We start from the raw sequence: 23736 nt of genomic DNA on the forward strand, positions 1-23736 counted from the left end.
ACCACCGGTATGTCAGTCAACGTGCGCACGAGGCGATGAGTCATGACACGCAGGCTAATAGCGTTAGCCTCAAGCGCCGACTGATTTGACCCTATTTGTCACGCACATAAAAGAGTTGGGCGGTTGTCATCAAACTGTCATAAAAACTTGTCAAGATGTCACACATGCCACCAATCATACTTTGTTCAATCGTTGTTAAACTTTAGGAGTTCTACATGCGTTATTCGTTATTGGCAGTCGCCGTTAGTTGCACCTTAGTACTCACCGCTTGTAATAAATCCACCGACACCGCAGAGTCAGTAGCGCAGAGTGACACCAGCGCGGCGACAGTGGCCGAAACCACCAGCACAGCGACATCTTCTCCAGCAAGCGATTTTAAATCAGCTGAAAACATCGCCATGAACATCACTGGTGCTGGCGCGTCGTTCCCGCAGCCTATCTATGCCAAATGGTCCTATGAATATAATGCCGCGACTGGCGGTCAGGTCAACTATCAGTCTATCGGCTCCTCAGGTGGCATCAAACAAATCCAAGCAAAAACCGTTGACTTTGGCGCCTCTGATGCCCCGATGACCCCTGAAGAGCTGGACGCGGCAGGACTTATTCAGTTTCCAACCGTCATCGGCGGCGTGGTACCGATTGTCAATATCGATGGTGTCGGACCAGGTGAGCTAAAGCTGGACGGCGCAACCCTAGCCGATATCTATCTGGGTAAGATTAGTAAATGGAATGACCCTGCTATCACCGCCATGAACCCAGATTTGACCTTGCCAGATGCTGCCATTACCACCGTATTTCGCTCAGATGGCTCAGGCACGACCTTTAACTTTACCGATTATTTGGCGAAGGTTTCAACTGACTGGAAAGACAGCGTGGGTGTCGATAAAACCATCAAATGGCCAACCTCTGCCACAGGGGCAGGCGGCAAAGGCAACGAGGGCGTATCAAGCTACGTCAACCGCATGAAAAACGCTATCGGCTACGTCGAGTATGCCTATGCCAAGCAAAACAACATGGCGCACGCTGCCCTCAAAAACGCGGCGGGTAATTTCGTGCAGCCATCTGCTGAGACCTTTGCTGCGGCAGGTGACATCGATTGGTCACAGCAAGCAGGCTTTTATAAAGTCATCACCAACTCTGAGACCGAGCAAGCGTGGCCCATCGCTGCTGCCACCTTTATCTTGGTACACAAGCAGCCAGAAAACCCGAAGCAAGTGGCTGGCGTGCTGAACTTCTTTGATTGGGCGTATGCTGAAGGTGATGATAGTGCCATGGCGCTTGATTATGTGCCTTTCTCTGATACCGCAGTGGCACTGTTTAAAGATAAGTGGAATGAAGTCAAAGGTAGCGATGGTCAACCCGTCTACACCCCAGCTCAGTAGTTTTTATACATATATATAGCAGAGCTTGTAAGCCCCTTTGAGACACCTATTCTCCGGTGGTTGTCTCAAAGGTTTTATCACAACAAATTTAAAAATAGCGTCATCCATTACCGTTAATAGCGCCCTTTATTAAGATTTAGTTTGTTGTGATAAGACCTGATGAGTCTTTTAAAGATTTTGATTTAATATTATTTAATGCTGAGACACTTATGAATGATTTAAGGTCGCAACTGGCAAAACAAAAACGTTACGATGCATTATTCGTCAATGCCACCAAGGCATTTGCTATCCTCGTGCTGCTATCATTGGGCGGTATTTTGCTCTCTTTGATCATTGGCGCTTGGCCAAGTATTCAAGCATTTGGTCTTGGGTTTTATACCAGTAATAACTGGGACACGGTTGCCAATGAGTACGGTGCACTAGCGCCTATTTATGGCACGCTGGTGACGTCCTTTATTGCCATCTTAATCGCTGTGCCAGTCAGCTTTGGTATTGCGATATTTTTGACTGAGATGTGTCCGACCTTCTTAAAAAAGCCCCTCGGCATCGCCATTGAGCTGCTGGCAGGTATTCCCTCTATCATCTACGGTATGTGGGGACTGTTTGTCTTTGCGCCATTTTTTGGCAATCACATTCAGCCGTGGTTTATCGAGCATATTGGCCCATTGCCTATCATTGGCAAGCTATTTACCGGTGCGCCAATGGGATTGGGCATGTTTACCGCCTCATTGGTACTTGCCATTATGATTATTCCTTTTATTGCCGCTACCATGCGCGATGTTTTCTCTGTCGTGCCAGACCTGCTCAAAGAGTCAGCTTACGGCATGGGCGCGACCACTTGGGAAGTGATGTTTAAAATTATCTTGCCCTATACCAAAGCAGGCGTGGTCGGCGGGATTATCTTGGGACTGGGTCGGGCGCTGGGCGAGACCATGGCCGTGACCTTCCTTATTGGCAACGCCTTTAATATCAGTCCAAGTCTGTTTACCTCTGGCGTCACCATTACTTCAGCGCTGGCCAATGAGTTTGCCGAAGCCTCTAGTGAGCTACATCTGGCCTCGCTGCTGCACCTTGGCCTCATACTATTTATCATCACCTTTATTGTGCTGTCGCTGGCTAAGCTCATGCTGATGCGTATGGATCAAAAAGCAGGCAACCGCTAATACATAACCACATACAGACGATAGCGATATACAGGCTGACAAAAAATCTTGAAAAATGGAAATGAGTTTTATGCCTACTAATACGATGCACTCAGCGTTACCTGCGCAGACTGGCTTTGATAGCCGCTACGACAAGCGTCTTTATAACAAACGGCGCTGGGCCAATAAGCTGGGTTTGGGTTTTGCCATATCGGCGATGGTATTTGGCTTGATTTGGCTGTTTTGGATACTGGTGACGCTGTTTGTCGAAGGCTTTCAGGGCATGGTGCAAATGCCTATCTTTACTGCCGACACGCCGCCGCCGATGAGCGAAGGCGGCCTACGCAACGCCATTGTCGGCTCGGTGATGGTGGCGTTTTCAGGATTGTTTATCGGCGCGCCCATTGGCCTGATGACAGGGATTTATTTGTCTGAGTTTGCGCAAGGCAGCCTGCTTGGCAAGGTGACGCGTTTTTTAAATGACATTTTGCTCTCTGCCCCCTCGATTGTCATTGGTCTGTTTATTTATGCTTTGATGGTTAAAGGTCAAAGCTTCTCTGGGTGGGCGGGCGCACTAGCATTGGCACTGATTGTGGTGCCAGTGGTGGTACGCACGACAGAAAACATGCTCAATTTGGTGCCCAATAGCATTCGTGAAGCGGCCTATGCACTGGGCACGCCGAAGTGGAAGATGGTCACGCAAGTGACGATTAAGGCGGCTCGAGCGGGGCTGACCACTGGTGTGCTGTTGGCCTTTGCCAGAATCACTGGTGAGACCGCGCCCTTGCTATTTACAGCATTGAATAATCAATACTTTAGTACCGATATGGGCGAGCCGATTGCCAACTTGCCGAACACTATTTATCAGTTTGCCATGAGTCCTTATGATAATTGGCATACACTTGCATGGGCCGCTGCATTGCTGATTACTGCTTCGGTATTGGTACTAAATGTATTGGCAAGGTTTATCGGTGGTCGCAGCTCCAGCAAATAGTAGCCAGAGTAGATAACGCCTACCGCCAAATCACTTTATATATAGCAGTTACTTAAATTTATATTCATCAAGCTAGGTTGGATAACATTATGAATGACGTCATCAGCAAAACGCGTAGCACAGCAGATAGCAACAACTTTGATACGAGCACAGCCAGCTTATTAAACAGACCGATGGCGACAACCACGCAACTGTCGCAGCCAGATGCGGCAAACTTAACTAAGCAAACACAGCATGATATTCCCAAAGACATGCCAGCAGCGAAGATGCAAATTCGTGATTTAAGCTTTTATTACGGGGATTTTCAGGCACTTAAAAACATCAATATCGACATTCCTGATAAAAAAGTGACTGCTTTTATCGGGCCATCCGGCTGCGGCAAGTCAACCCTGCTACGTACCTTTAACCGTATGTATGATTTATATCCTGGCATGCGTGCAGAAGGCAGTATCAACCTCGATGGCAAAAATATCTTGGGCAAAGACATCGATGTCAACCTGCTACGCGCGCAGGTCGGTATGGTATTTCAAAAGCCGACGCCGTTTCCGATGTCTATCTATGACAATGTCGCCTTTGGTGTGCGTCTTTATGAAAGACTAAGCAAAGCTGAGCTGGACCATCGGGTGGAATGGGCGCTAAAAAAATCGGCACTATGGCCGGAGGTAAAAGACAAGCTCAAAGCCTCAGGTTTGTCGCTATCAGGCGGGCAGCAGCAGCGTCTGTGCATCGCTCGTAGTGTCGCTACCAAGCCTGAAGTGCTACTGCTCGATGAGCCAACTTCGGCGCTTGACCCAATCTCGACAGGCGCCATTGAGGATTTGATTGAAGACTTAAAAAAAGACTATACCATCGCCATCGTCACTCACAACATGCAGCAGGCGGCGCGAGTGTCAGACTATACGGTCTATATGTATCTGGGCGATATGGTTGAGATGGGCGAGACCGATCAGATATTTACCACGCCTACGCAAAAAGCCACGGAAGACTACATTACGGGTCGTTATGGCTAACGCTGTACAGATTAAAACTATCGTTAATTTTTAATAACAACAATACAGCTATGCTAGCAGCACGCCGTTAATATACAGATATTCAGGGAATACCTCTTATGCAAAGTGACAAGCATATCTCCAAAAGTTTTGATCAAGATTTGGATGAAGCCATTCGTCTGTTTTTGGTGATGGGCGACCATGCAGCCAGCCAAGTTGCCAAAGCCATTCACGCACTTATTGACAAGGATGACACACTGGCGCAAGAAGTCATCGAGATGGATTTTGATATCAATCGGCAGGAAGTCGAGCTGGATGAGCATATCTTGTTATTGGTCGCCAAGCGCCAGCCTGCGGCCGGTGACTTGCGTTTGGTGATGTCCATCAGTAAAGGCGTGGTGGATCTGGAGCGCATCGGTGATGAAGCGGTCAAAATCGCCAAAATGGCCAATAAGCTCGCCGCCCAAGGCAAATCAGCGTATGGCTATGCCGAAGTGCAGCATCTGAGCAATCAAGTACGTCTGATGCTGCACAATGCGCTAGAGGCTTTTAGTCAATCCAATGCTGAGCAGGCGTTTGAGGTGATGCGCAATGATGATGTGGTCAATGAAGAGTATCAATCAGCGATGCGTGCCTTGATGACTTATATCATGGAAGATGCGCGCCACGTCTCCAAGGTCATCAATATCGTGTGGGTGTTGCGCGCGCTCGAGCGTATTGGTGATCATGCGCAAAACATCGCCGAGCTGGTCATCAACTATATCAGCGGCCAAGATGTACGCCACTCAGACTATGCACTGGTCGAAAAAGCGGTGCAAGAAGCCAATGACCGGATGGCGGCACGTCACGATGGCGCAATGTCAGCGAAAATGTCAACCACGGACGTTGGATTGCCAGATACGGACTAAAGGTGATAAGAGGGTTTATAAAAACCCTACCTTGTGTGCGACTAAGTGTGCACTAAAAAATAAAAAAACGCGCTATTTAAAGATAGCGCGTTCTAATATTTAACATACTGGTATAAGTATAAAAGTGATGTCGAATTTTTATCATCCAGCGCCATAAAACCACATCCTTCTAGGGCGTGGATATCAGGCGTCAGCCGTTGTCACCTAAGATTTAGATTGCCTTGATAACCAAACCCATTGAGATCATAATTATTCCATGAAAACGCTCAAGCTACGCATCAAAGACAAACATGCTGCTCAGCTAAATATCTTAGCTGGGTCGGTTAATTTTGTCTGGAATTACGTCAATGAGCTAAGTTTTAAACATCTTAAGCGCACAGGCAAATTCTTTTCAGCTTATGACTTGGCCGCTTATACCAAAGGCAGTGGCGAGTATTTAAACTTGCATAGTCAAACCTTACAAGCGATTAGTGAGGTTCACGCTAAATCCCGTAAACAGTTTAAAAAAGCCAAACTCAACTGGCGCACCAACAACCCAAAGGCCAAGAGAAGAAGCTTGGGCTGGATTCCTTTTAAAAAGACAGCCGTAAAACACCTATCAACTCGTCAATCAGGCAAGAAAAGCCTTAAATCTACTATTCAGCTAAGCCTTGCTAAGGGTAAAAAGCTGACCATTGATCTGTGGGATAGCTACAATTTAGCCCTGTACAGCATCAACACCTGTGAGTTGGTACAAGACAATCGTGGTCACTGGTACGCCTGTATCACCGTCAAAGAATTTCCAAAAACCAACTGCGGCGATGGCCAAGTCGGTATTGATCTAGGCTGTAAGGATTCAGCGGTCAGTAGTAATGGCGATGTTCTAACCACTAAGCTGACCGATCAATACGCAGAAAAACTGGCCATTGCTCAAAGAGCCAAGAATAAAAAAAGGGTCCGTGCCATTCACGCCAAGATTAAAAACACCCGTCAAGATTTGATCCATAAATTCACATCAAAGCTTGTTAAGGCCAACAGCTTAATCGTTGTTGGTACAATTAAATCAAACTCATTCACTTCATCCAAACTGGCCAAATCCGTCTATGATGCTGGTTGGTTTGAAATAAAGAGGCAACTGGATTATAAATGCGCGAACGCAGGTTGCCACTATACCGAAGTCAATGAAGCGTACAGCACCCAAACCTGCTCGTGTTGCGGCTCCCGCCAAGACAGTCCGAAAGGTAGAGAAGGGCTTGGTATAAGCGAGTGGTTTTGTCGTTCTTGTAAAACGACCCATAACAGAGATGTTAATGGAGCAAAAAACATTCTCGCGGTCGGGCTTGACCGTCTTTAGTAGGAATCCTCTCCGTTTAGGGAGGGGAGGAAGTCAATTTTCTGGTGTCCAGCCCTGCGCGCGCTCATAGTCTTCGTTGTCCAAAAACTTCTCACGCTGCTCAGTCAAAAACTTTTTGGCCTCAGGGTCCATCATGCTTAGATGGTTTTCGTTGATTAGCATGGTTTGCTGCTCTAGCCACTCTTTCCACGCTTTGTCAGAAACTGTTTCTTGTAGCTCTTTGCCTTTTTGATTGGGGAAGGGTGGATGCAGCATTTTTGGCAGCTCTTGCTTATATTTGCGGCAAAACACGGTATTGGCTTGCGGGTTAAAAGTCTCAGTCATTAGAGGCTCCTTATAAACTATGAATATCACCCTATGATAACGATCTGAGTAAATTTAGCAAAGGCTATCGGGTGTATAGACGGTAACAGCCAAGCGGTTTGATGAAAGTTTTGGCGATGTGATGACAAAAAAAACACCCGCGCTAAGGCGTAAGTGCTAGGCGCGGGTATTGCATAGTGAGTTTAGAATAAAAACGATACAGCGGGACTGGGATGAGTTTTACGCAGCATCTGTCCGAACAGGCACAGCACATAAGGAAAGTTTATACCCGTTCTGCGTCGGAATATCATGTCTCTGTTTATGCAAATTATGCAAAAGCTTTTAAGCGCGCGCGGCCATTAACCACCGCTTGCTTGACCTGATTGGGCGCGGTACCACCCAGATGATCACGGGCGGCGAGTGAGCCCTCTAGCGTTAAGTAATCAAAGACGTCATCGCCGATCGCGTCACTAAATTGCTGAAGCTGCGCCAATGACAAGTCACTTAAATCAACGCCCTCTTTGATGCCTAAAGCCACAGCGTTGCCGACGACTTCATGGGCATCACGGAATGCCACGCCTTGACGTACTAGGTAGTCTGCCAAATCAGTCGCTGTCGCATAGCCCTTCATGGTCGCTTGACGCATACTGTCTTTATTTGGTGTGATGTTTGGTAGCATATCAGCGAATGCCAGTAGAGAACCTGTCAAGGTATCGACGCAGTCAAATAACGGCTCTTTGTCTTCTTGATTGTCTTTATTATACGCAAGCGGTTGACTTTTCATCAGGCTTAACAATGTCATCAGCTGACCAAAGACCCGCGCCGCTTTACCGCGTACCAGCTCTGGCACGTCAGGGTTTTTCTTTTGCGGCATGATCGACGAGCCAGTACAGAAGCGATCGGGTATCTGTACAAAGTTAAACTGCGCCGACATCCATAGGATAATCTCTTCGCTCATACGCGACATATGCATCATAAGGATAGAGGCTGCTGAGGTAAACTCAATGGCAAAATCTCGGTCTGAGACCGCATCGAGTGAGTTTTGACAAATGCCATCAAACCCTAGCAGTCTGGCGGTGATGGTACGGTCAATCGGAAAGGTCGTTCCAGCAAGCGCAGCACTACCAAGTGGCATCTGATTGATACGGCGACGGGCGTCGACAAGGCGCTCGGTATCGCGGTAGAGCATCTCAAACCATGCCATCACGTGATGGCCAAAGCTGACAGGCTGCGCGGTTTGTAGATGCGTAAAGCCTGGCATGATGGTGTCCGTATGCTGCTCGGCCAAATCCAGCAAGCCGTTTTGCAAACGCACCAACAGCGCGATGATATTGTCGGTTTCTTCGCGTAGCCACAGGCGGATATCGGTGGCCACCTGATCGTTACGGCTACGGCCAGTGTGTAGTTTTTTGCCCACCGCGCCGACGATATCAGTCAGACGTGACTCGACGTTCATGTGTACGTCTTCTAGGGTGATAGACCAATTAAACTCACCTGCTTCAATCTCAGCTAATACCTGCTGTAGACCATCGATGATGGTCGCCACTTCATCAGCGGTCAAAATCCCGCATTCTTTGAGCATGGTCGCATGAGCGATAGAGCCTTGGATATCATGTCGGGCAAAGCGTTGATCAAAGCCGACCGAAGCGGTGAAAGCGGCCACAAAGCTGTCTGTCGCTTCACTAAAGCGTCCGCCCCACATTTGCTGGCCTGGCGCGCTGGCAGGACTGTTTTGCGCCGCGTTATTTGTTGTAGAGTCATCTGTGCTAGAATCAGAGACTGACACGTTTTTATTTAATTCAGGATTACTAGGGTTTGAAGAGTTGGCGTTCATATCGATATAAGACAAGTCAAGAGAATAAGAACTCAAGTATAGCAAATGATGAGGTTGCCTTACTAGCGGAGCGCTTAGAGTTTTTTATCCCCAAGCTCATGGAAGTCATGAAGTCTTGGCAGTGGCTGATTTATATCTTTTTTTGGTCGCTGTTTGTCACGGTGATCGACCGCCATGACCTAGCTACTTGGTCTGACTTTATAATCAAGCTTGGCAGCCGAGTGATACAAAACACCTTAAGCATCATCCCTTCTTTGTATATCATCGATTATCTGCGCCCTGTCTTTAAGAGCATGAGCATACCCAAGGTCAGTATGTATGTGCTCGCCATCCTTATGCTGGCCTCTGCTGTCTCTATGGTGTTGGTCTTGCTGGTCATGATAAACATGGGCTGGCACGAATACAGCCTACAAAACTTCGTGTTAGAAGTGGTTTTTGACTTAATCCTTACAGGCGGTTTTACCTTGGTGTTTTTGTTGTACTTTTTGCGCCGTTATCGTGAGATGAATGCCCTTAATCAATCCTTTGTGCACAAACTAAACGCCCAAAACGACTTAACCAAAGCCCGTATTACACCGCATTTTTTCTTTAATACCATCAACACACTGGTGTCGCTGATTGAGTCCAATCCAGCGCGCGCCTCCCAGTTGCTACAACACGTCTCCGCGCTGTTTCGCGCCAGCTTTAGTGGCGCGCGTGAGATCAGCTTTGAAGAAGAGATCGCTTTGTGTGAGCACTATTTGGCCATCGAGTCTAGCCGGCTATCTGACAAGCTTGATGTCACTTGGCAACTGCCAGATGAAGACATCATGTATGACATGGTCATCACCGCCTTGACGCTGCAAAGTGTGCTAGAAAAAATGCTCCTTAACGTGGTGGAGATGACCACAGAGACGATTTTTATTCATATCAAAGTCACTTGGTATGAGCACCGCGTCAGCATCACCATCAGCGTCCAGCTCCCCAAAAAAACCTTGATGATCAATCATGACTTGCGCCAGCACATGAATTTTTATATCCAAGCAGAGCGTCTGCGCTCGTACTTTGGCCAAAGCGCCGATATCAGAAGCAAGGTGACCAACAGCCAAATCATTACCTTGATTGAGTATCCGCTACAAGACGTCGGGATATAGCGGTCTGTCATCTAGCTATCTCTAAGCTAGCGATTATCAATAGATGCCTATTACTAATACAAACTTTTGTTTAATACGATTAATATAAAGTATGGCACAGTTATTGCACCGTACTGTTTATAATCGGCACGATAATCGTCAATATTTAATATGTATTTGACCGATAAATAAGCGCTGCCGCTGCCCAAATTAAATGTTCAGAATACCTGCAATAATCAAACATTTTTTATGCTAAGTCCTTAGGCGTTAGTGTTATTATTGATAGTAGGTTGATGAATTATTTCATTAAATCGTATTAAGTATTTCCTAAAACAGGAGTTTGCATGCGGATCGTAGTCTGCGATGATGAGCCATTGGCGCGTGAGCGTTTGGCCAGAATTGTACAAGAGTCAGGCCATCAGGTGGTGGCACAAGCCACGACAGGGGCAGAAGCCATTGTCGCTGTCAAAACCCAGCAGCCAGATATCATATTATTAGACATTCGTATGCCTGAGATGGATGGGGTGCGCTGTGCGCAAGCGCTGAACGAGCTTGAGCATCCGCCAGCCATTATCTTTGTCACCGCCTACGATCACTATGCCATTGCTGCTCTCAAGGCCAATGCCATCAGCTACTTGCTCAAACCTGCCAATAAAGACGAGCTGCTGGAGGCGCTAAACAAAGCCAAAAATCTAAATGCCGCCCAGCTCAACGAAATCCGTAAGCTTGAGGACCCGACAGCGCGGCCAATACGTGAGCATATCGCCGCTCGTACCCATCGCGGTGTCGAATTGATCAAACTCACAGACATCTACTACTTTACTGCCGATCAAAAATACGTCAAAGTCCGTCACAAGAATGGTATCGTATTGATTGATGAGACTCTAAAAGAGCTTGAGCAAGAGTTTGAAGACCGGTTGTTCCGCGTCCATCGCAATGCCATTATCAATCTGAGCTTTTTGGACTACTTAGAAACCTTGGATGCCGGCCAATATCAAGTGCGCTTTAAAGGCATCGATGAGACATTGGCGGTGAGTCGTCGCCACCTGCCAGCGTTACGTGATAGAATCCAAAGCATGTAAAGCGCTATCTGTAACTGACTGTTTTTATAGAGAAATAATCATCCCATATCATCAAACCCTTATTTATGATTAAATAGGGGTATTTTTTTGCGTCAGCGTTTACTATCAACGAGTGATAGCGCCCATTTTTGTGGCAAATCGACCGTATCGTTTCATGCAGAGATGATTCGCACTGATATTGTATATCAAACTTATTGAGGCCTTTTATGAGCAATCTGCAGCAACCTGCTTTGACTACCTTAAACATCGCCACGCGCCAAAGCCCATTAGCCTTATGGCAAGCTGAGCATATCCGCGATCGTCTGTTGGCGCTATATCCTGAGATGACGATTAATTTGCTAAAAATCGTCACTAAGGGTGACAAAATTTTGGACACGCCACTGGCAAAAATTGGCGGCAAGGGTTTGTTTGTCAAAGAGCTTGAGCAAGCGCTTTATAATAAAGACGCAGATATTGCCGTGCATTCGCTAAAAGATGTGCCCATGCAGCTGCCTGAAGGCTTGATGTTGGGGGTGTACTGCAAGCGCGCCGCCCCAACCGATGCGTTTGTGTCCAATACATACGATAGTATTGATGCGTTGCCGCAAGGCGCTATCGTTGGCACCTCAAGCTTGCGTCGTCAGTGTCAAATCAAGGCTTATCGCCCAGATCTACAAATCAAAACCCTGCGCGGTAACGTTGGTACCCGTTTGAGCAAATTGGACGCAGGCGAGTATGACGCGATTATTTTGGCCACCAGTGGTTTGCAGCGTATTGAGCTGGACGAGCGTATTCGTGGTGAGCTGGATATCGATGCTTGTCTGCCCGCGGTTGGGCAAGGGGCGTTGGCGATTGAGTGCCGCGAGGGCGATGATGCAGTATTGCAGCTATTGGCACCGCTAAATGATAATAAAGCGCGTATTCGCCTGATTGCTGAGCGTGCCCTCAACCGTCATTTAGAAGGCGGCTGTCAGGTACCGATTGCAGCCTATGCGGTCTTGCAAATGGCAGACGAGACCGAGGATGACCGTGCGAAAAATACCGAAAATGGCAACAATGACGACGGCAACATATTGTGGTTGCGCGGGCGCGTGGGGCAGGCCGATGGTAGCGAGCTGCTAAAAGCAGAAAAACGCATTACCTTAACTGGTAACCAAGACGAGCAAGAAACTCAGGCCAATCAGCTGGGTATCGATGTGGCTGATATGTTACTTGCTGATGGTGCAGGCGCTATTTTATCAGCGATTTATGATACCAAATAATACGCAGATACCGCTGTCTGAGCTGCAAGCCAGTAATTAAGATGGGTTTGCGACTTGTTTATTTCTTTTGATTTTTGTCATGGTACGTCTATGTCATCTACCTCATCTCATTCAAAACCTACCGCTCGGCATAAGAGTGCGGCCTCATCAGCGCCTACGCGTGTGGTCATCAATACCAGACCGGTAGAGCGTGCCGCTCCGTTGACGCAATATCTACAAGCTGCGGGTCTAAGCGTAGTAGAGATTCCGATGCTGACGCTACAGCCGCGTCCTATCACAGATGCGGACATGGCGCTGATGCGTCAGTGGTTTGCAGGCGACTATCAGGCACTGGTCATCGTCAGTCCTACGGCGGCAGCAGCGGGACTAGCGGTTTGGCAAGCCCTTGCCCGCGAGCGCCATACCCAGCACTCTGAGACAAATGGTGACAAGCGAAACAATGAAAGCCAAAAAACCACCGAGCGGCAAAACCTCAGCGCCCCCAGTTACTTGATTGCGGTAGGAGAGGCGACAGCTGCGGTCTTAAATGAGGCAAAAATCAAGGCGGCAAGCTATCACGTGCTGCAGCCGCGCGTGGCCAACAACGAAGGCATGCTTGCGATGCCAGAGATCGACAGCTTGCAAGCAGGGGACAAGCTATTGGTATGGCGCGGTCTTGGTGGCCGCCGTTTATTGGTCAACACGTTACAAGCGCGCGGTGTCCATATCGATAGCATCGCTTGGTACGAGCGTATCATGCCTCATGAGGCCTGTAGGCAATACAATCAGTGGTTACAGCAGTTTTCTACGGCAGCTTCTGTGCCTAGCCCCCTATCATCAACATTAGCATCAGCACCAGAACCTGCAGAACCAGCAGCGCCAAGCACCGCTCAGCATCCAAAGCCTATACCCAAACAGTCACAACCTGTCGTCATCATTAGTAGTGCCACCGCCTTTGAGCATTGGCGGCAAGTAGTCAGTCAAGGTAAGCGACAAGCAAATGATGAGACGAGTGCTGAGGATACTGTAAAGCAGCCATTGGCAGACAGTACAGGGGCTGATGGATTGCCCAAGCTCAAGCTGTCGGACTTTGCTTATGTGGTGCTGGGTGAGCGCTTGGCCAATATGGTTGCCGATGAGCAGTTGAGCTACTGGCGGGTGGAGGATTTGGCACCAGCCACCATACTGGCTGCGATCAGTGCTTGATACGCCTAGGATATAGCTGTTTTGTCATCAGGATGCGTATTCCTGTTTTATGCGGCTTGCGACAACCATGACCCAATCTACCAGTAACGGTGCTGTACTATGTCTATGAACCCTGAGACTTCACCCAAGGACCCCTCTGCTATTCAGCAGCGCCGGCAAGCAAATATGCTACTCATACGCTTGCAGTGGCTGACGATTTTATTGCTTATCGCCGCCTTACTCTGGTTATATATCAGCCAGCAGCGTTTTGAGCAGAGTGTTCACGAGCGTCTGCAAAGTAACGAGCAAGTTGTCAGCCGTTTAAACGAGATGGATGATCGCTTGTTTGCCATGAGTCAGCAGACGCTACCTGAGCCGCGCGTGGCAGCCAGTAGCCAAGCGCAAAATCAGCTGGATTTACTGCGTATTCAAATAAAAGCGGTGGATAGGCTGCTGGTGGATAACAATGATAGCGCGGCGATTGATTTGCTGCGAGGGCTACACTGGCAGCTGTCGCAAAGCAGTAATGAAATTGCCCCTGCGCTGACGGTGGTGATTAAGCAAAGCCTGCTAAAAGACATTGAGCGTCTACAAGCGCAAAGCGCGCAGCCAAGCCCGTGGCAGATGCATAACTTGGCCATGCAAAATATCCAAGCCTTTTTGCATCGCCATGAGCGTTACGACCATAAAGAGGGTAGCAAGGACAATAAAACCCCAGCTGCAAACACAGCTAAAGACAAGGAAGCACTGACCCGTAGGCAGCTGACCATCCACGAGACTATTATGACGCTGAATTTGGCCATGCAAGCCAGCAATATGCGCGACCGTGAGCAGCTCATCAGTTATCTGTCGCAGGCACGCAAACAGCTCATAACCCTCACACCAAGTGCTGATGAGCGGCAGAAACAGACACAGACCAGCCTGCAAGCGTCAGATCAAATGGCCAATATCACGATGATGCAAGCCCCCAACGACGTGGCAGAGGTGATCAATTGGCTAGATCAATTGATTGTCGAAGCACCCAAGCCCACGGCGCTATTGACCACGCAAGTCTTAGCCAAACCGCAGCGCTAGTCGTTGGTGCTCGATGATAAGACACACCCAAATAATAAAAAACAGGATGATAAAAAAGGACACTTTATGAACCGCTCCCTACCAGCCGATTTACCGACAGTCAATGAGCCCCTAGCGACTGAGCTGGCTCACTATCCCGTCATCCATCATCAGCCGATTCACTGGGGCGAGATGGACGCCTTTAACCATCTAAATAACGTGGTGTTTTATCGTTATGCTGAGTCAGCGCGTATTGCTTATCTGCAGGCATTAGGCATGTTTGATGGCAGCATGGTGACGGTATTGGCACAGTCAAGCTGTCAGTATTTGCGTCCTGTGGTCTACCCTGATACTTTGTTATTAGGAGTGCGCTGCCAGCGTTTGGGCCGTACCAGTATCGTGATGGAGTATAGTTACTATAGTACGGCGCAAAGTCTGGTAGTGGCAACGGCTGAGGCGGTGGTGGTGCGCTTGGACAGCGCTGGCAAGGACAAATTGCCGTGGAGCAGCGCCGAGCGCGAGCGCCTATTGGCATTAGAAGCGACCGTTGGTCATACGCCTGAGGTTTGAACCTCAACTTTTATAGATGTTACTCGCACATAAAAAAGCACGCTCAGTTTATAAGCGTGCTTTTTTTATGATTGATAAGGCCACTTAATCACTATCGAATAGTGCTTAAATAATGGTCATAGCGCCTAGCCTTGCTTGGGTGCATGCACAAAATCTACTACGTTTAGATCAAAGCCTGATAGTGCATAAAACTTCATGGGCGATGACAATAAGCGCATATCACGCACGCCTAAATGACGCAAAATCTGTGCGCCAACCCCGATGCTACGATACGGCTGCTGGGTGATGGTTGATTGCGATTGATTGTCCGCCGCTTTATCCAGCGCATCGCCTAGATCAACAGGCTGATTGCTACCAATCCAAACCAGCACGCCGCGCTCCGAGGCGCTGATTTCTTCCAACGCTGACTGTACGCTCCAGCCACTACGGCCTGTCATATCGTTTTTGGCGGCAAACAAGTCACGCAGCGGATGGAAGCCATGGACACGGACAGTACTGACGCCTTCGCTGACATCGCCCTTGACCAACGCCAAATGCGTCTCTTCAGCGCCAAACTCACGGAAGCGGTGCAAGGTAAAAGTCCCATGCTCGGTCTCAAAAGGACGCGTCTCTATTTCTTCTACCGTTTGCTCGTTGGCGATACGGTAATTGATCAGATCAGCGATTGTGCCCATCTTGATGCCATGCTCTTTGGCAAAGATTTCAAGATCGTCACGACGTGCCATCGTACCATCAGCGTTGATGATCTCGACGATGACCGCTGCAGGCTCCAGTCCCGCTAGACGAGCCAAGTCGCAGCCTGCTTCGGTGTGGCCGGCACGGTGCAGGACGCCGCCGTTTTGTGCCATGATAGGGAAGATATGGCCAGGTTGTACGATGTCTTCGGGTTTGGCTGATGCAGAGACCGCTGCCTGAATAGTGTGCGCGCGGTCAGCCGCTGAGATACCTGTGGTGACGCCTTCAGCCGCTTCGATAGACACTGTAAAGTTGGTGCTAAACTTTGCTTCGTTGCGATCAGACATTAGCGGTAGTGCTAGCTGTTGGCAGCGCGCTTGCGATAGAGTCAGACACACTAGGCCGCGAGCATGGGTAATCATAAAGTTGATGTCTTCAGGGCGCACATGGGTGGCTGCCATGATGATATCGCCTTCGTTTTCGCGGTCTTCATCATCCATCAAGATGACCATTTTTCCAGCACGGATGTCTTCGATAATCTCAGGAATGGTATTTAAACTCATAGTAAGTCTCGATATTTTATTATGTGTAGATAGGTGTGAGGTAACATATATAGCATGATCTGCCTATAGTAACAGCCGCTGAGGCCATAAGCTGTTGCGGTTAGGCAACGCGCCGCTTGCTACATCTATTCGATGATGGGCACGACTCGGCTATAGGTACGGACGCTAGGCATGATTGCCTCATTGCTTATATATCATTATGAGGACATTTTAACGCTTTTCATCCTATCGTGCTGCCCCATCTCCAAACTATATCCCGAAGTCTGTCAAAAACAGCGTTCAGTATTACTAATAAACGGGCAGGTTTTAAGAGTTACTGGCAGATTGGGATTTTAGCCAATCCATAAACTGCTTGCTGTGCTGTTCGCGCTGATTATCAGCAAAGTGATAAAAGCGCGTACCCAGCAGCGTATCTGGCAGATAATGCTGCGGATAATAATGATTGGGGTAATCGTGTGGATAGGCGTAGCCCTGCCCATAGCCTTGATGTCGCATCAATTTGGTCACGCCATTGCGCAGATGTAGCGGTACGGGAGAGGCGTCTTTTTCTGCCAAGGCCATCGCCGCATTTATTGCCTTATAAGTGCTGTTGCTTTTGGCACTGGTCGCCAGATACACCACCACTTGTCCTAAGATAATGCGCGCCTCAGGCATACCGATGGACTGAACGCTACGCAGGGCGGCATCAGCGAGGAGTAGGGCATTGGGGTTGGCATTGCCGATATCTTCGCTTGCCAAGATGACCAAACGCCGCGCGATAAACTCAGCTGGCTCTCCGCCCACCAGCATCCGCGCCATCCAGTAGAGCGCTGCATCAGGGTCGGAGCCGCGCACGGACTTTATCATGGCGGAGACAATGTCGTAATGCTGCTCGCCGTCTTCATCATAGCGTACCAGCGCCGTTTGCGCGACGCGAGAGACCAGCGCATCATCGATGATCAGCGGCGATTGTCTGGTATCCGCTGTTTGTATGGCCAGCTCTAGCAGGTTAAGTGCCTTTCTGGCATCGCCGTGTGCCAGTTGGCTAATGGTGTCTTGTGCCTGCAAATCCACGGCCAAGTCTTTGAAAATGCTATCTTCTGAAATGGCGCGCTGCAATACAGCCGCGATTTGCTCGGGTGTCAGTGGCTCCAAGCGATAAACCTGACAACGCGATAGCAAAGCATTGTTGACGCTAAATGAGGGGTTTTCGGTGGTCGCCCCAATCAGGGTGATATCTCCAGACTCGACCGCGCCAAGTAAGGCATCTTGCTGCGCTTTGTTAAAGCGGTGTATCTCATCGATAAACACCACCGGCGACTCAAAGCTCAATGAGTCCTTAGTCTCCAGCACTTCGCGTAGCTGCTTGACCCCCGTATTGAGTGCCGACAACGCATGAAACGGCCGACCCACGGCATCAGCCAATAGCATAGCAATGGTGGTTTTGCCGATGCCTGCCTCACCGTGCAAGATAATGGAGGGCAGATGGCCTTGCTCGACCAAGCGTCGTAGCGGCGCCCCAGCTGCCAGCAGGTGCTCTTGACCGATGATAGCATCGAGCGTCGCTGGGCGCATGCGCTGGGCAAGCGGGGTATCGGCATGAAAGTTTGGCGGCATAACACTCTCTATCGTTGATCAATGGGTCAGCAAAAGGATGCTCAATGTAAAAGCACAGGCTCAGTATCAAATTGAAATGTATCGACTATCTATCATAGGATATCAATTACGCGTAGGACTATCCTAGCACTCCTTACCGTTCCAAAAATCTTACTCAAACCTATCCAATATTGACTATTAGATAGGTTTGACGTTTTCTTTCTGCTTCATTGTCACGCGCTATTTCTCATTTGAGATTTAGACTGACCACGACTCCACAGACTTTTTTAATTGGCGATGGAACTCACCGTCCAATAAACAGGATTATGCAGCTGTTAAAATAACAGTCGCGTTATTTAAAATATTGATGCTGGCGTTGAGGTCACGGTCATGAGAAACCTGACAGTTAGGGCACAACCACTCACGCATTTTCAATATTAGCTCATCTTTACCAAGGATATGATTGCAGTTTGAACAGGTTTTTGAGCTTGGGTAGAAGGGTCCGACTGATTTCACAACCTTGTCTTGCTCAGTGGCTTTGTAGATAAGCTGTCGCTTAAACTCAAAGAAACCCAAGTCACTGATAGCTCTTGATAGCCGCCTGTTCTTAACCATACCTTTGACATTCAAATCCTCAATCGCAATCACATCGAACTCATTAACCAGACTTGTTGTGATTTGATGGAGAGAATCTTGCCTAATACACCTGATCTTATAGTGCAAACGAGAGAGCTTGGTTTTCGCTTTTTCTCTGTTTTTACTGCCTTTTTTAGTGCGACTGAGCGCTTTGTTTAGCGTTCTTAGTTTTTTAAGGTTTGCTTGAAGTGGTTTTGGCGCTTTAATTTTAGTGCCGTCTGATAAAACCAGTAAGTCGGTAATACCAAGATCAACACCAACGCTTTTACCTGTCTTTTTAGTAGGAATTACAGCTTTTTGTATTTCAACAGCCACACTAACAAACCACTTACCGCCACGTTTAGAGATGGTGGCTGACATGATCTTGCCGTCAAAACGTAAAGCTTCTTTTAAGCGAACCCAGCCCAAGTTTGGGATACGAATGGATTTACCTTTAATGGCAAATTGGTCGTTGGATAAACTGAATCTATCGTCACGGCCTTTTTTACGAGCGGTTGGGTATTTCGCTAAGCCTTTAAAGAAGTTGTTATAAGCATCACCCAACTGCATGATTGCCGCCTGCGGAGCGCATTTGGTCACTTCCAGCATATAGGGGAATAATTCACGCTTAATGGCGTTCAATTCGCGTCTGAGCTTCGCCTGTGAGGGCTTGTTTAGATTTTTAGTATCAACCTCAACGCCTGCGGCCAAACACGCATCACGGTACGCTTTGTCAAGCGCATACTGCCGCTGCCACTCATGCAAAGCCCAGTTGTAGGCTTTTCTCGCCACGCCACAAGCACGAGCAAGGTGATTTGCCTGTACGTTGTTTGGCTTGAGTTCGATAATGTGTCCACGGATCATAATGCTTTTTTAACCGCCTCTATTAATTGTTGGTTTTTCTTGCTGCAAGAGCCGTATAGCCTCGCTGAAAATACGGTGATAATCTCCAATACATCTTGGGCTAATTCTTGCTCAAAACTCAACTCTTCACCTTGATTGATTATTACCACTTCAACGTCACGAGCCTCACACAACATGAAAACCAGTTCTGCACCAAATCGTAAAAGCCTGTCTTTATGGGTAATTACCAGCCGTTCAACTTTATTGCTCAGTATGTCATCAAGCAGGTTTTTTAAGCCTTTCTTTTTATAATCCATTCCACTACCAAGATCGGTAATCGTCTCAAAAGTCCAGCCTTGCCTGGCACAATAAAGTTCCAAAACTTGAGACTGGAGAAGTAAGTCGTCTTTTTGATCACGACTCGACACACGAGCATAAGCAATGGTTTTTCGGTCTAATTTAGGTGGTGTATTCAAGGAATGCGGTCTGATTTCACTTAAATCATATCGCCTATGCCCGTTTTCGGTTCGCTTGGCGACTAACGTACCATCCTCATCCCAACGTCTTAATGTGGATTGAGCAACCCCGAAATGTTTGGCAGCCTCCCCAATACTAACCAGTTTCCCCATAACTTGCTCTCTATATTATAGATATAATCTATCTATTATAGTAATAAATAGGTAGGTTTGTATATGTTTTATTTGACTGTTTGCAGCCCTAATGTATAACTTCTGTCTTCGCGGCTTTTATTTTTATATCAAAAGCCTTATTAAACAGATAAGACAGCACCAGTTATAGCAGCACTTGTACTTCCTAGGTGTTTATCTGGGCACTTATATATCTGGGCACTTATATTATGCACCTACATGACGGCATTGATTGTTTATGATACGTGAGACCATACAGCAGTTATTGAGCCAAGCGCGGCGTTTATCAAGTCATCAGCGCCCAAAGAGGCGGTCGCGCCATTTGAGTGCAGGTGAGGTTGCGCTGGCACGCTCGGTATTTGGCGACAGTATTAGGCTGGAGGATGTGCAATTAAAAACAGCGTGGTGGGTGCTTAGACATTACGCTGTCAGCCCCAATGGTCATATTTACTTTCATCCAGCAGACTGGATCACAGACTTTAGCCAGTCCTCCTTAAGTAAGCAAAGCTGGCTGATACATGAGCTAACGCACGTTTGGCAGCTACAGCAGGGTATCAAGGTGGTACGCGGGGCATTGGTCGATCGGCGTTATGACTATGTATTTACAATAGGCAAGCCCTTTTTTAAATATGGTATCGAGCAGCAGGCGCGTATGGTACAAGACTATTTTGTCCGTCGCCAGCGTGGTCAGGACTGCCGTGATTTTGAGCGCTGTATACCGTTTTTGACGACCGCTTCTTGAGTCTGAGGTCACACGTTTAATGCCACAAGTCTACTGTTGTCACAAATCAACTGTCAACGTCGCCAGCTCGACACTCCGTTCACAATTGACGCTTCTTATTGACATCAATAACCACTATGCTAAATAGTGTTATGAGAGGTTTATGACCCAGACGCTAGCACAGTATCACTCAGCAACGGATGGCGGTGATACGCCTACCTTTTATTATTTTGCGTCAACTCATTATTTTGCGTCAACAAAGGATATGTACTCTGATGTATAAATTTTTACCAGATAAAGCCAAGAGTCATGATACCGCTCATGATAGTCATATGAATAAAACACCATCACCTAATAGTAAGTATGCTGCCATGACTGTACTGGCTGCGACGTTGAGTGGTGCATTGCTACTCGGCGGCTGTCAGCAGCAGACCGAGACCGCGCCTGTTGTCGATGATAGCCACGCGACTGAGCAAGTAGCTAGCGAAGACAGCAAGCCTGTACCGCAAAGTGAGTCGGCGGCGGCGCGTATTGAGCAGTTTGAGCCAATTTATGTGACGCAAATGCAAAGGCTGCAGCGCCGGCTACAGGCCGAGTACGAGTCGCTGCAAGCGGCAGACTCGACCCAAAGTGCAGAAGATTTATTGTTAAATAGTGCGGATACAGCAGGCGATAACACGGCACATAACGGTGACGCCGCGACGGCTCAAAATAGGGAAAGTGGCGATGAGGCAGCAGCAGACATCAACACCAGCACAGAAGTGGGCGAGCGCGATTTGACCGTCCTCAAACGTATTAGCCTCGAGCCGCGCAAGCCTGTCATGCAAACAGAAGATGAGATCATCGACAGCTACCAGCAGGCAACGGCGGCACTTTATCAGCCAGTGATCACGCCGCTGAGCGCTGACGAGGTAGATACCTTGATAAACATAGCGACTTTGGTGCCGCAGCTATTTGAGCATGCTGAGATTGCAGGTAGGCTCAGTGCCAAAAGTCCAGCGCTGGCACGTCTTATCATTCAGCATCAGGTTTGGGAGCAGATAGAGGCGCAGCAAGTTATCGATATGCAGCAAATGAAGCTTAATCAACAACAAGAGTTTGAAGCACTCATGGCCAAGTTTAACGAGACCATCAAGGGTTATGATGAGCAAATTGCCAAGTACGAACAAACGCTTAAAGCATTTGAATAAACAGCTACCGCCCAAGCCTATGACGGCGACAGCCAGCATCACAGCGCTTATCTATCGACAATAAAAAATCCCGCATATAGCGGGATTTTTTATGGTTCTTTTATACACGTGCCGTATCTAAGCAGATTACTTGCGGTCTTCTACTTTGACAAAGTCACGATGCGTCTCGCCAGTGTATAGCTGACGTGGGCGACCGATTTTGAACGGTGCGCTGTGCATCTCTAACCAGTGGCTGATCCAACCTGAGGTACGCGCCAATGAGAAGATCACAGTAAACATAGACGTTGGGATACCGATGGCTTTTAGGATGATGCCAGAGTAGAAGTCAACGTTTGGATACAGGTTACGCTCAACGAAGAACGGATCTTCTAAAGCGATTTTTTCTAGTGCCATGGCCAGCTCAAGCTTAGGATCGTTGATGCCTAGTGCGCCGAGTACTTCATCACAAGTCTCTTTCATGACTTGGGCGCGTGGGTCAAAGTTTTTGTAAACACGGTGACCAAAGCCCATGAGCTTCACTTCACGGCTCTTCACTTTTTCCATAAATGCTGGCACGTTTTCGACAGTACCGATTTCATCTAGCATCTCAAGCACAGCTTCGTTGGCGCCGCCATGTGATGGACCCCAAAGGGCGGCGATACCAGCTGCGATACAGGCGTAAGGGTTGGCACCCGTTGAGCCGGCTAGGCGCACAGTAGAGGTCGAGGCGTTTTGCTCGTGGTCTGCGTGCAAGGTGAAGATTTTGTCCATCGCGCGGGTGACCACGTCGTTTGGCTCATAGTCCACATCAGCAGGCGTGGCAAACATCATGTACAAGAAGTTTTCCGCGTAGCTAAAGTCGTTACGTGGATACATAAATGGTTCGCCCTGCGAGTATTTATAACTCATCGCGGCAAGCGTTGGCATTTTTGCGATTAGACGAATGGCAGTGATTTCGCGGTGCTCTTCGTTGCTGACGTCTAGGTTGTCATGATAAAACGCTGACAAGGCACCCACAACGCCCACCATAATCGCCATTGGATGCGCGTCACGGCGGAAGCCTTCAAAGAATTTACGTAATTGGTCATGCACGCCTGTGTGCTTACGGATTTTTTCAAAAAAGTCCGCTTTTTGCTCGGCGTTTGGCAAGTCGCCATGAATCAAGGCATAGGCCACTTCTAGGTATTCAGCATTGTTTGCCAGCTGATCGATAGGGTAGCCGCGGTGCAACAGCTCACCTTTACCACCGTCGATATAGGTAATTTTTGACTCAACAGGAGCGGTTACTTTGAAACCTGGGTCATAAGACCAAAAGCCTGAGTCTTGTAGAGCAGCAATATCGATAACTGGGCGCCCTAAAGTACCTTTGATGATAGGAAGTTCGTATTCTTCACCATTGACGGTTAGTTTGGCATTAGTGTCAGCCATAAATTGCTCTCCATTGATTTAACTTGTTAGAATAAAATTACTATAGACGCATACCCTCGCGCCCAGGATTACTACAGGCGCTTACCTTCGCGCCATGCTCAGTCAAACGGTCAAAATATATTTAACGCATTTAATATGCTGGGTATATTAGCAGCAATTCCCTGCGATTTGAAAAGACTTTTACCATCAATGCCGCTAATTGGTACGGTTTGGTCGTGTTTATTCACTGTAATTTTTGTATCAAAATATGTCTGATTGGTTATTTTGCCGCAAATCTTACTTTTTATTGGTGGCAAAGACGCGCTGTGATGTCACTTGGATTTTATAAGTATCAGACTCGGTATCCATAATTGGCGAGATGATTTTTCTGTGCCAGCTGGCAGCATGGATGTG

The 23736-nt window shown here is 48.0% G+C and carries 21 protein-coding genes; 14 read left to right on the forward strand and 7 right to left on the reverse strand.

Annotation, left to right across the window (positions count from 1 at the left end; genetic code table 11):
* Positions 1 to 215: 215 nt before the first annotated feature.
* The 6 genes from pstS (at position 216) to C6W44_RS05400 (ending at position 6748) form a co-directional block, all read left to right on the forward strand.
* Positions 216 to 1382 carry a phosphate ABC transporter substrate-binding protein PstS gene (pstS, locus tag C6W44_RS05375; RefSeq protein WP_105244534.1) on the forward strand — a complete coding sequence of 389 codons (1167 nt, stop codon included), beginning with the start codon at positions 216 to 218 and terminating at the stop codon, positions 1380 to 1382.
* 209 nt (positions 1383 to 1591) lie between these two features.
* A complete protein-coding gene (gene pstC / locus C6W44_RS05380; protein WP_105246476.1) occupies positions 1592 to 2545 on the forward strand; it encodes a phosphate ABC transporter permease subunit PstC in 954 nt (317 codons plus the stop codon).
* Positions 2546 to 2615: 70 nt separating this feature from the next.
* Entirely contained in the window at positions 2616 to 3518 is a 903-nt protein-coding gene (gene pstA, locus C6W44_RS05385; RefSeq protein WP_413772317.1) for a phosphate ABC transporter permease PstA, read from the forward strand.
* A 251-nt stretch (positions 3519 to 3769) separates the two neighbouring features.
* Positions 3770 to 4528, forward strand: coding sequence for a phosphate ABC transporter ATP-binding protein PstB (pstB, locus tag C6W44_RS05390; protein WP_227526468.1), 759 nt, complete (start codon positions 3770 to 3772; stop codon positions 4526 to 4528).
* A gap of 98 nt (positions 4529 to 4626) precedes the next feature.
* On the forward strand, positions 4627 to 5415 hold the full coding sequence (phoU, locus tag C6W44_RS05395) for a phosphate signaling complex protein PhoU (RefSeq protein ID WP_105244537.1): 789 nt from the start codon (positions 4627 to 4629) through the stop codon (positions 5413 to 5415).
* Positions 5416 to 5671: 256 nt separating this feature from the next.
* The gene (locus C6W44_RS05400) at positions 5672 to 6748 is read left to right on the forward strand and encodes an RNA-guided endonuclease InsQ/TnpB family protein (RefSeq protein WP_105244538.1); all 1077 of its coding nucleotides are present in this window, start codon (positions 5672 to 5674) and stop codon (positions 6746 to 6748) included.
* A gap of 33 nt (positions 6749 to 6781) precedes the next feature.
* Here C6W44_RS05400 and C6W44_RS05405 read toward each other — a convergent pair whose 3' ends face one another.
* Both C6W44_RS05405 and argH read right to left on the reverse strand, forming a co-directional pair.
* Positions 6782 to 7072: an oxidative damage protection protein gene (locus tag C6W44_RS05405; protein WP_105244539.1), complete on the reverse strand. Its 291-nt coding sequence runs from the start codon at positions 7070 to 7072 to the stop codon at positions 6782 to 6784.
* A 307-nt stretch (positions 7073 to 7379) separates the two neighbouring features.
* On the reverse strand, positions 7380 to 8753 hold the full coding sequence (gene argH, locus C6W44_RS05410; protein WP_075101434.1) for an argininosuccinate lyase: 1374 nt from the start codon (positions 8751 to 8753) through the stop codon (positions 7380 to 7382).
* Positions 8754 to 8866: 113 nt separating this feature from the next.
* Here argH and C6W44_RS05415 point away from each other — a divergent pair, with 113 nt between their 5' ends.
* The 6 genes from C6W44_RS05415 (at position 8867) to C6W44_RS05440 (ending at position 15107) form a co-directional block, all read left to right on the forward strand.
* The gene (locus C6W44_RS05415) at positions 8867 to 10018 is read left to right on the forward strand and encodes a histidine kinase (protein WP_105244540.1); all 1152 of its coding nucleotides are present in this window, start codon (positions 8867 to 8869) and stop codon (positions 10016 to 10018) included.
* Positions 10019 to 10341: 323 nt separating this feature from the next.
* On the forward strand, positions 10342 to 11079 hold the full coding sequence (locus C6W44_RS05420; protein WP_105244541.1) for a LytR/AlgR family response regulator transcription factor: 738 nt from the start codon (positions 10342 to 10344) through the stop codon (positions 11077 to 11079).
* Between the two features lie 206 nt (positions 11080 to 11285).
* Positions 11286 to 12320: a hydroxymethylbilane synthase gene (gene hemC / locus C6W44_RS05425; protein WP_105244542.1), complete on the forward strand. Its 1035-nt coding sequence runs from the start codon at positions 11286 to 11288 to the stop codon at positions 12318 to 12320.
* Between the two features lie 90 nt (positions 12321 to 12410).
* Positions 12411 to 13505, forward strand: a complete 1095-nt coding sequence (locus C6W44_RS05430) for a uroporphyrinogen-III synthase (protein ID WP_105244543.1) — start codon at positions 12411 to 12413, stop codon at positions 13503 to 13505.
* A 99-nt stretch (positions 13506 to 13604) separates the two neighbouring features.
* The gene (locus tag C6W44_RS05435; RefSeq protein WP_105244544.1) at positions 13605 to 14558 is read left to right on the forward strand and encodes a hypothetical protein; all 954 of its coding nucleotides are present in this window, start codon (positions 13605 to 13607) and stop codon (positions 14556 to 14558) included.
* 66 nt (positions 14559 to 14624) lie between these two features.
* A complete protein-coding gene (locus C6W44_RS05440) occupies positions 14625 to 15107 on the forward strand; it encodes an acyl-CoA thioesterase (RefSeq protein ID WP_105244545.1) in 483 nt (160 codons plus the stop codon).
* 125 nt (positions 15108 to 15232) lie between these two features.
* Here C6W44_RS05440 and ribBA read toward each other — a convergent pair whose 3' ends face one another.
* From ribBA to C6W44_RS05460, 4 genes are all read right to left on the reverse strand, one after another.
* Positions 15233 to 16345, reverse strand: coding sequence for a bifunctional 3,4-dihydroxy-2-butanone-4-phosphate synthase/GTP cyclohydrolase II (gene ribBA / locus C6W44_RS05445; RefSeq protein ID WP_105244546.1), 1113 nt, complete (start codon positions 16343 to 16345; stop codon positions 15233 to 15235).
* Between the two features lie 306 nt (positions 16346 to 16651).
* On the reverse strand, positions 16652 to 17941 hold the full coding sequence (locus C6W44_RS05450; RefSeq protein ID WP_105244547.1) for a replication-associated recombination protein A: 1290 nt from the start codon (positions 17939 to 17941) through the stop codon (positions 16652 to 16654).
* A gap of 303 nt (positions 17942 to 18244) precedes the next feature.
* Positions 18245 to 19399, reverse strand: a complete 1155-nt coding sequence (locus C6W44_RS05455) for an RNA-guided endonuclease InsQ/TnpB family protein (protein ID WP_105244548.1) — start codon at positions 19397 to 19399, stop codon at positions 18245 to 18247.
* Positions 19396 to 20007, reverse strand: coding sequence for an IS607 family transposase (locus tag C6W44_RS05460; protein ID WP_105243882.1), 612 nt, complete (start codon positions 20005 to 20007; stop codon positions 19396 to 19398). The genes C6W44_RS05455 and C6W44_RS05460 overlap by 4 nt, the downstream gene beginning before the upstream one ends.
* Before the next feature lie 256 nt (positions 20008 to 20263).
* On the opposite strand from C6W44_RS05460, the gene C6W44_RS05465 reads away from it, so the two are divergent.
* Both C6W44_RS05465 and C6W44_RS05470 read left to right on the forward strand, forming a co-directional pair.
* A complete protein-coding gene (locus C6W44_RS05465) occupies positions 20264 to 20767 on the forward strand; it encodes a type IV secretion protein Rhs (RefSeq protein WP_105244549.1) in 504 nt (167 codons plus the stop codon).
* Between the two features lie 254 nt (positions 20768 to 21021).
* Positions 21022 to 21936 carry a hypothetical protein gene (locus C6W44_RS05470; RefSeq protein WP_105244550.1) on the forward strand — a complete coding sequence of 305 codons (915 nt, stop codon included), beginning with the start codon at positions 21022 to 21024 and terminating at the stop codon, positions 21934 to 21936.
* Positions 21937 to 22062: 126 nt separating this feature from the next.
* Here C6W44_RS05470 and gltA read toward each other — a convergent pair whose 3' ends face one another.
* Positions 22063 to 23343 (reverse strand): citrate synthase, encoded by a 1281-nt coding sequence (gene gltA / locus C6W44_RS05475; protein ID WP_100748689.1) that lies wholly within the window; start codon positions 23341 to 23343, stop codon positions 22063 to 22065.
* Positions 23344 to 23736 lie beyond the last annotated feature (393 nt).

This window comes from Psychrobacter sp. Marseille-P5312 (genome assembly GCF_900291405.1).
GTDB lineage: Bacteria > Pseudomonadota > Gammaproteobacteria > Pseudomonadales > Moraxellaceae > Psychrobacter > Psychrobacter celer.